The sequence below is a fragment of the Pseudomonas sp. FSL W5-0299 genome, from assembly GCF_005930655.1.
Taxonomy (GTDB): Bacteria; Pseudomonadota; Gammaproteobacteria; order Pseudomonadales; family Pseudomonadaceae; genus Aquipseudomonas; species Aquipseudomonas mandelii.
The window spans coordinates 125,880-140,852 of the sequence record NZ_RXHX01000011.1 but is presented as its reverse complement, the minus strand read 5'-3'; the positions used below and the strand labels follow the sequence as shown (position 1 = coordinate 140,852).

The following is a 14,973-nucleotide window of genomic DNA, read 5'->3' as shown; positions in this document are numbered from 1 at the left end:
ACTGGCCGGGGCGGGATGTGAACGCCTAGACTTTGCCGATCTTCAGTTCAGGAACAGCCCGTGACCTCGATCTTCTGGTACGACTACGAAACCACCGGCATCAATCCCCGATGCGACCGCCCGCTCCAGGTGGCGGGGATTCGCACCGACTTCGATCTCAATGAAATAGACGAGCCGGTCAACCTCTTCTGTCAGCCCAGCGACGACATCCTGCCGCATCCAGCAGCCTGCGCGATCACCGGTATTACGCCCAGCCAGCTGGCCGAACACGGTTTGAGCGAAGCCGACTTCATGACCCGGGTGCACGCTCAACTGGCGGCACCGGGGACCTGCGGCGCGGGTTACAACACGTTGCGCTTCGATGACGAGATGACCCGTTACAGCCTGTACCGAAACTTTTTCGACCCTTATGCGCGCGAGTGGCAGGGCGGCAACAGCCGCTGGGACCTGATTGATGTGGTACGTGCGGCCTACGCCTTGCGCCCCGATGGCCTTGTCTGGCCAACCGATGATGAAGGGCGGGTGACGCTTAAACTCGAACGGCTGACCGCCGCCAATGGCATTGACCACGGCAATGCCCACGAGGCGCTGTCGGACGTTCGCGCCACCATCGGCCTGGCTCGGCTTATTCGCGAGAAGCAGCCGAAGTTGTATGACTGGTTGTTCCAGTTGCGCGGCAAACAAAAGGTGATGGATCAGATTCGGCTGTTACAGCCGATGGTGCACATTTCCGGACGATTCTCGGCGGCTCGCAGTTATGTCGGTGTGGTGTTGCCACTGGCCTGGCATCCACGCAACAAGAACGCCCTGATTGTCTGTGACCTGCATCTGGATCCCCAGGGGTTGCTTGATCTGGACGCAGAAACCTTGCGTCAGCGCCTGTATACCCGCCGTGATGACCTGGCCGACGGCGAATTGCCGGTGCCGCTCAAGCTCATTCATATCAATAAGTGCCCGGTGGTGGCGCCGCTGTCGGTACTTCGTCCTGACGATCAGCAACGCCTGGGGCTGGACATGGCGCTTTATCAGGATCGCGTACTGCGGCTAAGTGACGCACAACAAGTTTGGCGAGATAAAGTGTTGGCTATTTATGCCAGCGAAGATTTCACTCCGAGCCGGGACCCCGAACAACAGTTATACGATGGTTTTATCGGTGATCGGGATCGTCGTCTATGTGAGCAAGTCAGGGCCGCCGACCCCGCCCAATTATCACAACAGCAATGGCCTTTCGATGACGAACGTTTACCTGAATTATTGTTTCGTTATCGCGCACGCAACTTCCCCGATACGTTGAATTCCGAGGAGCAAGAGCGCTGGCAAACATTCTGTCAGCAACGTTTGTCGACCCCGGAGTGGGGGGCGCCCAATACGCTTGAAAGTTTCGTAGAAGCCGCAGCCCAATTGAGCGTTACTGCTACAACGTTTCAGCGAGAGGTACTGAGTGAATGGCAGAATTATGTCCAGGAATTACGCAAACGTTTGAATCTTTGAAAACGAAAAATGCCCGGGCTGTATTCCGGGCATAAAAAAACGCCAGCATCAGCTGGCGTTATTTTTTGTCACGGATAAGTCTTTGACAACCTATTGGGCTTAGCCCAGCAGGGTAGCCCAGCCTTCAACCACGTCACCGCCCCACTTGGCTTTCCACTCTTTCAGAGTCTTGTGGTTGCCACCTTTGGTTTCGATGACTTCGCCGTTGTGCGGGTTTTTGTATTGTTTAACTTTGCGAGCACGCTTGGTGCCAGTAGTTTTTACTGCGCCGCCACGTGGTGCTTTGGTCTTGGACTCTGGGTCCAGCAACGCGATGATGTCACGCAGGGACTTGGAGTATTCGCCCATCAGGGTGCGCAGTTTGCCTTCGAATTCCAGCTCGGTTTGCAGTTTGTCGTCTTGGGACAGGTTCTTCAAACGAGCTTGCAGCTCTTTGATAGCTTCTTCGGTGGCGCGATATTCGTTGATCAAGGACATGAGGACTACCTTATGTTGGGCGCTGGATGGCAGGGTGACAGTGCCGCAATAATAGTCAGGGTGTTTCATCAAGTAAACATTTAACCGGCTTTTTATTTAAATTAGTTGCGATGAATAGGGCGTCAATTCAACGCAGAGTTAAAAGTGTGATGCAGTCATCACAGATATTCACAATTGAGCGCTTGAAGATTGACTACAAGAACACCATCGCGCGGGTGGTGAGGGGTTGCCGGAATCTGTTCCACTGACCCGCGTGCAGGTCAATGTGTCATCGATACTGCAGTTTTGCTGCGCAATCGCTAGAATGGCGGCCTTTGCGAAGTTCTGGAGTTTCCCCCTCATGCGCACTTTTCGGCTGGTGATTGCTTGCCCGGACCGCGTCGGCATCGTTGCTAAAGTCAGTAACTTTCTGGCGTCACATAACGGCTGGATCACTGAAGCGAGCCATCACTCGGACAATCAGAATGGCTGGTTCTTCATGCGTCACGAAATACGTGCCGACTCGCTGCCTTTCGGTATTGAGGCCTTTCGCGAAGCGTTTGCACCCATTGCCGAAGAGTTCTCGATGAACTGGCGCATTACCGACACCGCGCAGAAAAAGCGCGTTGTGTTGATGGCCAGCCGTGAGTCCCACTGTCTGGCCGACTTGCTGCACCGCTGGCACAGTGATGAACTGGATTGCGAAATTTCCTGTGTGATTTCCAACCACGACGACTTGCGCAGCATGGTCGAGTGGCACGGCATTCCTTATTACCACGTGCCGGTCAATCCACAGGACAAAGAGCCGGCCTTCGCCGAAGTCTCGCGCCTGGTCAAACAGCACGATGCCGAAGTGGTGGTACTTGCCCGTTACATGCAAATCCTGCCGCCCGCGTTGTGCAGGGAATATGCGCACAAGGTCATCAACATTCACCACAGCTTCCTGCCGTCGTTCGTCGGCGCCAAGCCGTATCACCAGGCCTCGATGCGTGGCGTGAAGTTGATCGGTGCGACGTGTCACTACGTGACCGAAGAGCTGGATGCCGGTCCGATCATCGAGCAGGACGTGGTGCGCGTCAGCCACAGCGACAGCATTGAAGACATGGTGCGTTTCGGCCGTGACGTCGAGAAAATGGTGCTGGCCCGTGGTCTGCGTTATCACCTGGAAGACCGGGTGCTGGTGCATGGCAACAAGACCGTAGTGTTCTGATCGCCGCACATCACGGTTGAAGTTCGAAGGGCCTGGGCGTTCAATCGCTTCAGGCCCTTCGCCGTTTCTGCACTGAGGACATGACCATGGCCGATCCACTCGACAAAGCCACTTCCAAGGCCCCCGCCACGTTGGGGGAGGGCTGTTTGAGTCGCTACGACCCGGATGAGATGAGCCCTGAAGACGGCACAGAGTTTCCCGGTGCCGCCGAGTTGTGGGAGCAGTTGCAGCAGCAACCCGAAGACAAGCCTAAGCCTGCTTGAACTTCATCAGTTTCTTCAGCAGCGGCCGCCCCAGCATCAGCAGAAACACCGGGCCGCCCACTACCAGGTAGAAGTAATACGTCACCGTCCGCCAGATCAGAATCGCCGCCGCGGCGGTGGATTTCCCCACCATGGGCGCCAACAGCGCCGCTGAAGTCAACTCCGCCGCCCCCGCACCGCCCGGCAGCAGGCTGAATTGCCCTGCACTCAGTGAAAGCATCTGGATCAGAAAGCACCAGGCCCACTGCAAATCTGCCCCGAGCCCGCGCAACGCCAGATACAGCACGCTATACCGCAGGAGCCAATGCACGCAGGTCAGGGCAAACACCTTGATCAACGTCATAACGGGCAACTTCAGCGTGTCAGTGAACGCTGCCAGGAAATGAAGGAGCTTGCGTGCCCAGCGCAGGCGCGTGGTGCCTTTGACGTTGAGGCGAACGAGCAGTCGCCCGCTCAGGCGAATCAGCAGTCGATGGTAGCGCGCCACCACCACGCAACTGAGCAACCCGCCAAACATGGAGACGGCGCTGACGATCAGCAGCCATTCCAGGCGTTCGCTGAGGTGCTGGAACAACGCATAGATCAGAATCCCGCTCAGCGCGCAGAGGAAAAACAGCAGATCGCTGAGTTGGTCCATGGCGAACACCGCGCTGCCCCGTGCCGGGCGCACGCCATTGCGCGCCAGTAGGGCCATGATGGTCAGCGGGCCGCCGCTGCCGCCTGGGGTGGCGCAGTAGGCGAACTCGGCGGCCATCACTACGCCAAGACTCTTCACCCGGCCGACCTTGTTGCACTGATCGCCCAGCAACAGGCGCAAGCGCAGGGTGTTCACCACCCAGCACAGCAAGATCATGCCGAACATGATCAGCAATTCATTCAAGGGGAAATTTTGCAGCCGCGACCACGTCTCGTTGCCGCCCAGCAGCAATGGAATCAGCACCGCGGCGAGCAGGGCGATAAACAGCAGAATGCCCCGGCTCATGCGGCGCGACCGAGACGATCACTGTGAAAAGAGAGCCACTGGGCCTTGGTCATTGGCACTCGCCCCTCATCGAGCAAGCGCTTGAGTGTTTGCAGCCAATAGTTGCGCGAAAATCCATGACGCATGTCCACCGGGTGCAGTCCAAGGCGAATCACCGGCGCGTGCCGCCAGCGCTGTTCACGTTGGTCGCTGATGATTTTCGACAGCCCCCGGCGCCAGGCACTGCGCGCACTCCAGACCAGTCCCGGCGCATCGATGGCCTTGAAGTCCGGCAGCCGATAGAGATGCTGTGAATCGCTGGTGTAGCCCAGCGGTAACTGGCGTAACGCCTGCCGAGTGCCTTCGCTCATCAACCATGCCGGGGCGACAAAGCCTTCCAGTGGCCAATGATAACGATGGAACACTTCGATTCCGGCACGCAGACGGGCGAGGGCGGCGGCTTGCGACAAGCTGTAAAACTCGCCTTCGTGGGTATAGATCCGGCGCATGAACCAGTCTCTGGGATTGCTGGGAGGAGGGCTTTCGTCGCAATGAAAGTAGCCGTGCAATGCCAGTTCGTCACCTCGGGCGACTCGGCTGGTCAGCCATCGGCGAAATCCCGGATGCTCGTCCAGGTCGTTGTGCTTGTGGAAGTTCGGCACCACCAGCCAGGTCATCGGCACCTCGCCCAGGGCATCGACAGCCTCGACAAAAGGCTGGTAATCAGCCCAGGTCTGCGGCGCAACGTCATGCAGCACGAGTACCAGGCTGGGCAGGTTCATGGGCTCAACCATTGGCGGTCAGCGGCCATTGGCTGCCGAGCACTGCGTGATAGTGCCCCAGCAGGCTGTCGACCACGGTGTCCCAGGCGTAATGCTGTTCGACATGGCTGCGGGCGCGCTTGCCCAGGGCGGCGCTGTCGTGGCTGAACAGCTCGCGGACGGCATTGGCCATCGCCAGGGGATTGTTCGGCGCGCAGAGCACGCCGCATTGATCGGTGACGATTTCCTGAAAGGCCCCGGCGGCTACCGCCACCACCGGAATACCGCTGGCCATGGCTTCGAGGATCACCAGGCCGAAGGTTTCCTGATCGCCGGCATGCAGCAACGCGTCAGCGCTGGCCATCAAGCGCGCGACTTGCGTGGCCGGGCAGAACTCATCGACGACAGTCACGTTGTCCGGCACCACAGCGGGCATGGAAGAACCGACTAGCAACAAATGATAACGAGGCCCCAGACGTTTCATGCAACCGAGCAAGACCGGCAGGTTTTTTTCCTTGGCGCCGCGGCCGGCAAAAATCAGCAGATGGGTGTTTTCATCAATGCCTAACTCGGCCCGCAAGCCGCTGTCCCTTGCTTGGGGATTGAACGTTTGCAGGTCGACCCCCAACGGCTGGACAAACACATTCTTCACGCCAAGACCGATCAACTTGTCGGCCATGACCTGACTCGGTGCCAGCACCCGGTCGAAGTTGCCATACAGCTTGCGGACATAGGCCTCGACATTCGGGGTCACCCAATTGCCCATTCGATTGCTGACCAGCAGTGGCAGGTCCGAGTGATAAAAGCCGATCACCGGCACATCCAGTTGCCGGCGCGCATCCAGAGCTGCCCATGCGGTGAGGTAAGGGTCGCCGACTTCGATCAGGTCAGGCTGCAAATCATGCAGGACATTTCGCCATGGCGCCAAGCGGAGAGGAAAACGATAACCCTTGCCGAAAGGTAGGGCCGGGGCTGGAACTGAGTAGACGCCGTCATGCTCACTCAGGTGTGCCCCTGGAATCAGCAAACTGTGGCGAATGCCTGGCTTGATGCTCAGGCGACGGTGCTTGGCATCCAGATACGTGCGCACGCCACCGCTGGCCGGGGCGTAGAACATGGTGATGTCCGCGATATGCACAGTGAGCATCCCTCCGGTCCGTTGTTCTCCCTTGGTTGACCTTTATGAAGGATAGATGTTCGGTCGGGGTTTTGTGGCGCGCAGATCAGCGAGGTTCTTGCGGTGTATTTCAGACCGCCTTCGCGGGCAAGCCTCGCTCCTACAAATTAACGCTAATCCGTGTAGGAGCGAGGCTTGCCCGCGAAGAGGACCTCAATGCCGCATCAAATACGGAAACTGCCCACCAACTGCTTAAGACGCGCCGCCTGCTGCTCCAGGTCCGAACACGCCCGCAACGTCGATTGCAGGTTCTCCACGCCTTCCTGATTCAGCGTGTTGATCTCGGTAATGTCGACGTTGATCGACTCCACCACCGCCGTCTGTTCCTCGGTCGCGGTCGCCACCGACTGGTTCATCCCGTCAATCTCACCAATACGCAACGTCACGCTGTTCAAGCGCTCGCCCGCCAGGTTGGCGATTTCCACGCTGTCCTGGCTGTGGCGCTGGCTGTCGCTCATGGTGCTGACGGATTCACGGGCGCCGACTTGCAGCTCTTCGATCATGGTCTGCACCTGTTGCGCCGATTCCTGTGTGCGGTGCGCCAGGTTGCGTACTTCGTCAGCCACCACGGCAAAACCACGCCCGGCTTCACCGGCGCGGGCCGCTTCGATGGCTGCGTTGAGCGCCAGCAGGTTGGTTTGCTGGGAGATGCTGGTGATCACTTCGAGAATCTGCCCGATGTTCACGGTTTTGCTGTTCAGCGATTCGATGTTGGTGCTCGAAGCGCTGAGCATGCTCGACAGTTGATTCATCGCTTTGATGCTGCGATCCACCACTTGCTGGCCATCTTCGGCGAGGCTGCGGGCATCGCTGGCCTGGCTGGACGCCTGGGCAGCGTTGCGGGCGATTTCCTGAGCGGCGGCGCCGAGCTGGTTGATCGCGGCGGCCACGCTGCTGGTGCGCGAGGCTTGCTGGTCGGAGTTGAACATCGACGAATTCGACGCGGCGACCACACGTAGCGCGACTTCGTTGACCTGGCCGGTGGCCGAGGACACTTCACGGATCGAACCGTGAATACGTTCGACAAAACGGTTGAACGCTGTGCCTAGAACGCCGAATTCGTCGTTATTGACGATGGTCAGACGTTTGGTCAGGTCGCCTTCACCGTCGGCGATGTCTTCCATGGCGCGGGTCATGACGTGCAGCGGTTGGATCAGGATGCGGATCAACATGCCCAGCAACGCGATGATGATCGCCACGGCAATGATCGTCGCGACGACCGCCGAGGCGCGGAATTCGCTGAGCATCGAGAAGGCTTTGTCTTTATCGACCGACAGGCCGATGTACCAGTGGACCGATGGCAGGCCTTTAATCGCCGTGAAGGTGACGATGCGAGTCTTGCCGTCCACTTCGACTTCACTGAAGTCGCTGCTGATGCGCGGGGTATTGTTCGGGTACGCCTCGCTCAGGGACTTCATCACCAGGGCTTTGTCCGGGTGCACCAGGATCTTGCCGTCGGCGCTGACCAGGAAGGCGTAACCCATGCCGTCGAAATCACGGGCGCTGAGGGTGTCGATCAGGGTTTGCAGGCTCAAGTCGCCGCCCACCACACCCACGCTTTGCCCGGCCTTTTTCGAGGCGGTGGCGATGGAGATGATGGTCTGGCCGGTGGCCGCATCGATGTAAGGTTCGGTCACGGTGGCCGTGCTGCTGCTTTCGGCGCCTTTGTACCAAGGACGTACCCGCGGATCGAAACCGGCAGGCATTTTGGCGTCGGGACGAATCGTGAAGCTGCCGGTGGAGTCGCCCAGGTAGGACGCCATGAAAGTCGACGTCAGGGCTTTCTGCTCAAGCAGACTCGCGACGTTGGCCTGTTCAGGATTGACGGCTATGTTTTGAGCGAGGTTGTCGATCAGCAGGATACGGCCAGTCAGCCAGGTCTGGATGTTGCTGGCGGTGACGTCTCCCATCTCGTTGAGGTAATTGTCCAGGTCTTCGCGAATGGCGTTGCGCTGCAGGTAGTCGTTGTACAGTGTGAACGAGGCGAAGGCGGCAATGACGATGAGGGCGGCGGCAAGCAAGATTTTATGGCTGAAACGCAGGTTTTTGTTCATGGCTTGGGGTTCCGCTAAGGTCTTAATGTCCTGAGCGTGCTTTTATAAAGGCACGCAAAATGGGCAATGTTGAAAAAAAGCTGATATTTCCATCCTCTCCTTAGGGAATTACCGACGCTATTTTCGGATTGGTCTCACAACTATTTGTATCGGCCGTGCAGGATCAAAGATTAACCATGGGTGACAAAATGCCTGACTCATCGCAACTCGTTATCGGCGCTGACCTTGCCGGCCAGCCTATCTCCCAGGCCATGCGCCTGGCGAACCGTCACGGCCTGGTTGCGGGCGCTACCGGGACCGGTAAAACCGTCACGTTGCAGCGACTGGCCGAAGCCTTCAGCGACGCGGGCGTGGCGGTGTTCGCGGCAGACATCAAGGGCGACCTGTGTGGCCTGGGTGCCGCCGGCAACCCTCAAGGCAAAATCGCCGAGCGGATCGCCGGGATGCCGTGGCTCAACCACAAGCCTGCGGCTTACCCGGTCACCCTGTGGGACATTCACGGTGAGTCCGGTCATCCATTGCGCACCACCTTGAGCGAAATGGGGCCGTTGCTGATCGGCAGCCTGCTGGAGTTGACCGACAGCCAGCAGTCGGCGCTGTATGCCGCGTTCAAGGTCGCGGACCGCGAAGGGTTGTTGCTGCTGGACCTCAAGGATCTGAAGGCGCTGCTCAATCACCTGCGTGACAACCCTGAGTTGCTGGGGGACGACGCGGCGTTGATGACCACCGGTTCCAGTCAGGCGCTGTTGCGGCGTCTGGCGACCCTGGAGCAACAAGGTGCCGAAGCGCTGTTCGGTGAACCGGCGCTGCAACTCGAAGACATTCTGCAACCGACGGCTGACGGCCGTGGGCGCATTCATTTGCTGGATGCCAGTCGTCTGGTCCACGAAGCGCCGAAGGTGTATGCGACATTCCTGCTGTGGTTGCTGGCCGAGTTGTTCGAGCAACTGCCGGAGCGTGGCGATTCGGACAAACCGCTGCTGGCACTGTTTTTCGACGAAGCGCATTTATTGTTCGCCGACACGCCCAAGGCTTTGCAGGATCGCCTGGAGCAGGTGGTGCGGCTGATTCGTTCCAAAGGCGTGGGCGTGTATTTCGTCACGCAATCACCGGGCGACTTGCCGGATGACGTGCTGGCTCAGCTCGGCCTGCGTATCCAGCATGGTTTGCGCGCCTTCACCGCCAAGGAGCAGAAATCCCTGCGAGCGGTGGCGGAGGGCTTCCGGCCGAACCCGGCGTTTGATGCCCTGTCGGTGTTGACCGAACTGGGGATCGGCGAGGCGCTGGTCGGCACCTTGCAGGACAAGGGCACGCCGGAGATGGTCCAGCGTGTCTTGGTCGCCCCGCCGCAATCGCGGATCGGGCCGTTGACCGAAACCGAGCGCACGATGCTGATCGCCGGGTCGCCGTTCAAGGGGCGGTATGACAAGCCGGTTGATCGGGAATCGGCGTATGAAATATTGATGGGTCGTAAAGGGTTGGCGCCGGAGCCTGAGGCCGTTCCGGGTAAACCGGCCGCCGAAGAGCCGAGTTTCACCGACAAGGCCGGGGAATTCCTCGGCACGGCGGCGGGGCAGGCGCTGAAATCGGCGATGCGCCAGGCGGCCAATCAATTGGGCCGGCAGCTGGTACGCGGACTGATGGGCTCGCTGCTCGGTGGCAGTAAACGCCGCTGACAACCACTGGCTGGACACAACCCTGTAGGAGCGAGCGGTGCGGCGATCCTACAGGTGAAACATCAATTTCAGGTTTTGGGTTTGGCGTGCGCCGCAAGGCGTTCCAGCGCCGCTCGCAGATTCGGATCGCTGATGCCATCGGCCGTGGCCTGAATGGTTGCGCCGGCATCCGTCGACAAACTGATGGTATGCCCCGCCGCCCCTTGCTGAACGGTGGGGGGCTGCACTTTGAACAGAATCCGCGTCAGGCTGGCGAACTCGTCGAACATCTGTAACTGGCGTTGCAGGCGTTTTTGCTGGTAACGCAGGCGGGTGGCCCAATGACCGTCAGTGACGATCAGCAGTAAACTGCCTTCGCGCCACGAGGCCACATGGCAATGCTCGCGCGCAGCAGGCTGCAACTGGCTTTCGAGCAGACGTTGCAGATGACCCAGGCGTTGAGCATGGCCAAAAATGGCTTTCAGCGGCTTGGCTTCGCGAAGCAGAACGGCGGGTGCTCTGGCCGTGAGAGGGCGAAATGCCATGATCAGACACCTGAAGTAACAGAGCCGCCATGGTAGCAGAAAGCATCACATGCGCCCGACCCATTGCTTTGCGAGCGCTTTACCCATTAAATCAACAAGTAACTTCTGCCGCGAATGGCTTGAAGTTGTGCAAAAAGCCCTTATTTTAAGTGAGCCCCGTCACAGCGCAGTGCATGCATCGTGGAACAACGCCACTTTCCTCACCATCGTTTCCGGGTAGAATGCTCGTTCGCATGCGGCCATGAGGGCTGCACGGGCGACTCACGGGGCCGCCCTCCATCCCTTTAGTGTGGAAGATCCTGCCGATATGTTTGCGCCTTTGTTAAAGAAACTTTTTGGAAGCAAGAACGAGCGTGAAGTCAAACGCATGCTCAAGACGGTGCAACTCGTCAATGCCTTCGAAGAGCAAATGGTGGCCCTTTCGGACGATCAATTGCGTGCCAAGACAGACGAGTTCAAGGCCCGCATCGCCAAAGGGGAAACCCTCGACAAGCTGCTGCCAGAAGCCTTTGCGGTCGCCCGCGAAGCCGGTAAGCGTGTCATGGGTATGCGCCACTTCGATGTCCAGCTGATTGGCGGCATGACCTTGCATGAAGGCCAGATCGCGGAAATGCGTACCGGTGAAGGCAAGACCCTGGTGGCAACACTGGGCGTTTACCTCAACGCGCTGTCCGGCAAGGGCGTGCACGTTGTGACGGTGAACGACTACCTGGCCCGTCGTGACGCCAACTGGATGCGTCCGCTCTACGAATTCCTCGGTATGACGGTCGGTGTGGTCACCCCATTCCAGCCGCCGGAAGAGAAGCGCGCTGCTTACGCCGCCGACATCACCTACGGCACCAACAACGAATTCGGTTTCGACTACCTGCGCGACAACATGGCGTTCAGCATGGAAGAAAAATTCCAGCGCGAACTCAATTTTGCCGTGATCGACGAAGTCGACTCCATCCTCATCGACGAAGCCCGTACCCCGCTGATCATTTCCGGTCAGGCCGAGGACAGCTCCAAGCTGTACATCGAGATCAACAAACTGATCCCGCAGCTGGAGTTGCACGTCGAAGAAGTGGAAGGCGAAGTCACCAAGGCTGGCCATTACACCGTTGACGAGAAGACCCGTCAGGTCGAGCTCAACGAAGCCGGTCACCAGTTCATCGAAGACATGTTGACCCGCGTCGGCCTGCTGGCTGAAGGCGAGAGCCTGTATTCGGCGCACAATCTGGGCCTGCTGACCCACGTTTATGCCGGTCTGCGCGCTCATAAGCTGTTCAATCGCAACATCGAATACATCGTGCAGGATGGCCAGGTCGTCCTGGTCGACGAACACACCGGCCGCACCATGCCGGGTCGCCGTTTGTCCGAAGGCCTGCACCAGGCCATCGAAGCCAAGGAAAACCTGAACATCCAGGCCGAAAGCCAGACCCTGGCCTCGACCACGTTCCAGAACTACTTCCGTCTGTACAACAAGCTGTCCGGCATGACCGGTACTGCGGACACCGAAGCGTTCGAATTCCACCAGATCTACGGTCTGTCGGTGATGGTCATTCCACCGAACAAACCGCTGGCGCGTAAAGATTACAACGACCTGGTGTTCCTGACCGCCGAAGAGAAATACGCGGCGATCATCAACGACATCAAGGAATGCATGACCCTGGGCCGTCCGGTGCTGGTGGGGACTGCAACCATCGAAACGTCCGAGCACATGTCTGCGTTGCTGCAGAAGGAAGGCATCGAACACAAGGTCCTGAACGCCAAGTTCCACGAAAAAGAAGCCGAGATCATTGCCCAGGCCGGTCGCCCGGGTGCTCTGACCATCGCCACCAACATGGCCGGTCGCGGTACCGACATTCTGTTGGGCGGCAACTGGGAAGTGGAAGTTGCGACCCTGGAAAATCCGACCCCTGAGCAGATTGCCCAGATCAAGGCCGACTGGCAGAAACGTCACCAGCAAGTGCTGGAGTCGGGTGGCTTGCAGGTGATTGCTTCCGAGCGTCACGAATCGCGCCGTATCGACAACCAGCTGCGTGGTCGTGCCGGTCGTCAGGGTGACGCCGGTTCCAGCCGTTTCTACCTGTCGCTGGAAGACAGCCTGATGCGCATCTTCGCCTCTGACCGGGTGAAGAACTTCATGAAAGCCTTGGGCATGCAGTCCGGTGAAGCGATCGAGCACCGTATGGTGACCAACGCCATCGAGAAGGCTCAGCGCAAGGTCGAAGGTCGTAACTTCGACATTCGCAAGCAACTGCTCGAGTTCGACGACGTCAACAACGAACAGCGTAAAGTGATCTATCACATGCGTAACACGTTGCTGGCCGCCGACAACATCGGTGAAACCATCGCCGACTTCCGTCAGGACGTGCTCAACGCGACCATCAGTGCGCACATTCCACCGCAATCGCTGCCAGAGCAGTGGGACGTGGCCGGTCTGGAAGCTGCGTTGCAGAGCGACTTCGGTGTGGCGCTGCCGATCCAGAAATGGCTCGACGAAGACGATCACCTGTACGAAGAAACCCTGCGCGAGAAGCTGATGCAGGAGCTCATCGCTGCCTACAACGAGAAAGAAGATCAGGCCGGTGCCGACGCACTGCGCACCTTCGAGAAGCAAATCGTTCTGCGTGTGCTCGACGACCTGTGGAAAGACCACCTGTCGACCATGGATCACCTGCGTCACGGCATCCACTTGCGTGGTTATGCACAGAAGAACCCGAAGCAAGAGTACAAGCGCGAGTCCTACACGCTGTTCTCCGAGCTGCTGGATTCGATCAAGCGCGACTCGATCCGTGTGCTGTCGCACGTTCAGGTTCGCCGCGAAGATCCGGAAGCAGAAGAGCAACGCCTGCGTCAGGAAGCCGAGGCATTGGCGGCGCGCATGCAGTTCCTGCACGACGAAGCGCCAGGTCTTGAGCAACCGGAACTGCTCGGTGAAGAGGTCGATGTCGCCCTCGCCACTGCACCGGTTCGCAACGAACAGAAGCTGGGCCGTAACGAACTGTGCTACTGCGGTTCGGGCAAGAAATTCAAGCATTGCCACGGGCAGATCCAGTAAACCCGTTTCATACGCTGAAATACCCGCGCCGCGACCGGCATCAGCCGTCGCGGCGTTTTGCCATTTACACCACCGTTCTTCCTGAAAGCGGTGCTGACATCATTTATTAAGGAGCGCATTCATGGCTGTTGGTCTTGGTCCTTTGCCAACGTTGCACCCGGTTGCCGGTTTTGAACTCGGTATCGCCTCGGCCGGCATCAAGCGCCCGGGGCGCAAGGATGTTGTGGTCATGCGCTGCGCCGAAGGCTCCACGGTCGCGGGCGTGTTCACCCTGAACGCCTTTTGCGCCGCTCCGGTGATTCTGGCCAAGCAACGAGTGCAAGGCCCGGTACGTTACCTGCTGACCAACACCGGCAATGCCAACGCCGGCACGGGCGAACCTGGCCTCGCCGCCGCCGAGCGCACCTGCGCGAAACTGGCTGAATTGACCGGCGTTGACGCCAGCCTGGTGCTGCCGTATTCCACCGGTGTGATCGGTGAGCCGCTGCCGGTCGAGAAAATCGAAGGTGCGCTGCAAGCCGCCCTTGACGACCTGTCAGTGAATAACTGGGAAGCCGCCGCCACCGGCATCATGACCACCGACACCTTGCCCAAAGGTGCCAGCCGCCAGTTCCAGCATGACGGCGTGACCATCACCGTCACCGGCATCAGCAAAGGCGCGGGCATGATCCGTCCGAACATGGCGACCATGCTCGGCTACATCGCCACCGACGCCAAAGTTTCCCGCGACGTGTTGCAGAATCTGCTGCTGGACGGTGCCAACAAGTCGTTCAACCGCATCACCATCGACGGCGACACCTCGACCAACGACTGCTGCATGCTGATCGCCACCGGTCAGGCCGCGCTGCCGGAAATCACCCGCGCCGAAGGCGAGTTGTTTGCCAAGCTGAAACAAGCCGTGTTCGAAGTGTGCATGGACGTGGCCCAGGCCATCGTGCGTGACGGCGAAGGCGCGACCAAATTTGTGACCGTTGAAGTCAATGGCGGCGGCAATCATCAGGAATGCCTGGACGTCGGTTACACCGTGGCGCACTCGCCGCTGATCAAGACCGCGCTGTTCGCGTCCGACCCGAACTGGGGCCGCATCCTTGCTGCCGTTGGCCGTGCCGGCGTGCCGAACCTGGACGTCAGCAAGATCGACGTGTTCCTCGGCGAAGTCTGCATCGCCAGCCGTGGTGCCCGCGCCGCGACCTACACCGAAGCCCAGGGCGCGGCGGTGATGCAGCAGGAAGAAATCACCATCCGTATCGAACTGGGTCGCGGCGATTGCAGCGAAACCATCTGGACCACCGACCTGTCCCACGAATACGTGAAGATCAACGCCGAATACCGCACATAAGATAGATCGCTTTCGCGG

The 14,973-nt window shown here is 59.1% G+C and carries 12 protein-coding genes and 1 pseudogene; 6 read left to right on the top strand and 7 right to left on the bottom strand.

Annotated elements, in window-relative coordinates; genetic code table 11:
• Nucleotides 1-60: 60 nt before the first annotated feature.
• Nucleotides 61-1,491 (top strand): exodeoxyribonuclease I, encoded by a 1,431-nt coding sequence (gene sbcB / locus FHL16_RS16340; RefSeq protein WP_077748714.1) that lies wholly within the window; start codon nucleotides 61-63, stop codon nucleotides 1,489-1,491.
• A gap of 99 nt (nucleotides 1,492-1,590) precedes the next feature.
• Here sbcB and mvaT read toward each other — a convergent pair whose 3' ends face one another.
• A complete protein-coding gene (gene mvaT, locus FHL16_RS16335; protein ID WP_007933316.1) occupies nucleotides 1,591-1,968 on the bottom strand; it encodes a histone-like nucleoid-structuring protein MvaT in 378 nt (125 codons plus the stop codon).
• Between the two features lie 340 nt (nucleotides 1,969-2,308).
• On the opposite strand from mvaT, the gene purU reads away from it, so the two are divergent.
• Entirely contained in the window at nucleotides 2,309-3,157 is an 849-nt protein-coding gene (gene purU, locus FHL16_RS16330) for a formyltetrahydrofolate deformylase (protein WP_010457535.1), read from the top strand.
• An 86-nt stretch (nucleotides 3,158-3,243) separates the two neighbouring features.
• A complete protein-coding gene (locus FHL16_RS34045) occupies nucleotides 3,244-3,420 on the top strand; it encodes a hypothetical protein (protein WP_010457533.1) in 177 nt (58 codons plus the stop codon).
• On the opposite strand, the gene FHL16_RS16325 is transcribed toward FHL16_RS34045, so the two are convergent.
• The 5 genes and pseudogenes from FHL16_RS16325 to FHL16_RS35025 all read right to left on the bottom strand — a co-directional run.
• Entirely contained in the window at nucleotides 3,407-4,402 is a 996-nt protein-coding gene (locus FHL16_RS16325; protein WP_077748713.1) for a lysylphosphatidylglycerol synthase transmembrane domain-containing protein, read from the bottom strand. The two genes, FHL16_RS34045 and FHL16_RS16325, sit on opposite strands and share 14 nt — an antisense overlap.
• Nucleotides 4,399-5,175, bottom strand: coding sequence for a DUF2334 domain-containing protein (locus FHL16_RS16320; RefSeq protein ID WP_042932629.1), 777 nt, complete (start codon nucleotides 5,173-5,175; stop codon nucleotides 4,399-4,401). Before FHL16_RS16320 ends, FHL16_RS16325 begins: the two co-directional genes overlap by 4 nt.
• The gene (locus FHL16_RS16315; RefSeq protein ID WP_077748712.1) at nucleotides 5,168-6,289 is read right to left on the bottom strand and encodes a glycosyltransferase family 4 protein; all 1,122 of its coding nucleotides are present in this window, start codon (nucleotides 6,287-6,289) and stop codon (nucleotides 5,168-5,170) included. Before FHL16_RS16315 ends, FHL16_RS16320 begins: the two co-directional genes overlap by 8 nt.
• Before the next feature lie 194 nt (nucleotides 6,290-6,483).
• On the bottom strand, nucleotides 6,484-7,248 hold the full coding sequence (locus FHL16_RS35030) for a methyl-accepting chemotaxis protein (RefSeq protein ID WP_427701491.1): 765 nt from the start codon (nucleotides 7,246-7,248) through the stop codon (nucleotides 6,484-6,486).
• Between the two features lie 93 nt (nucleotides 7,249-7,341).
• Nucleotides 7,342-8,373: pseudogene (locus FHL16_RS35025) on the bottom strand (HAMP domain-containing protein); the annotation flags it as partial.
• A gap of 188 nt (nucleotides 8,374-8,561) precedes the next feature.
• On the opposite strand from FHL16_RS35025, the gene FHL16_RS16305 reads away from it, so the two are divergent.
• On the top strand, nucleotides 8,562-10,049 hold the full coding sequence (locus tag FHL16_RS16305; RefSeq protein WP_010457524.1) for a helicase HerA-like domain-containing protein: 1,488 nt from the start codon (nucleotides 8,562-8,564) through the stop codon (nucleotides 10,047-10,049).
• 68 nt (nucleotides 10,050-10,117) lie between these two features.
• Here FHL16_RS16305 and FHL16_RS16300 read toward each other — a convergent pair whose 3' ends face one another.
• Complete coding sequence (locus tag FHL16_RS16300) at nucleotides 10,118-10,573, bottom strand: DUF721 domain-containing protein (RefSeq protein ID WP_008147416.1); 456 nt, start codon at nucleotides 10,571-10,573, stop codon at nucleotides 10,118-10,120.
• A gap of 307 nt (nucleotides 10,574-10,880) precedes the next feature.
• On the opposite strand from FHL16_RS16300, the gene secA reads away from it, so the two are divergent.
• Both secA and argJ read left to right on the top strand, forming a co-directional pair.
• Complete coding sequence (gene secA / locus FHL16_RS16295; protein WP_010457520.1) at nucleotides 10,881-13,616, top strand: preprotein translocase subunit SecA; 2,736 nt, start codon at nucleotides 10,881-10,883, stop codon at nucleotides 13,614-13,616.
• A gap of 121 nt (nucleotides 13,617-13,737) precedes the next feature.
• Nucleotides 13,738-14,955 carry a bifunctional glutamate N-acetyltransferase/amino-acid acetyltransferase ArgJ gene (argJ, locus tag FHL16_RS16290; protein WP_010457517.1) on the top strand — a complete coding sequence of 406 codons (1,218 nt, stop codon included), beginning with the start codon at nucleotides 13,738-13,740 and terminating at the stop codon, nucleotides 14,953-14,955.
• Nucleotides 14,956-14,973: the final 18 nt, after the last annotated feature.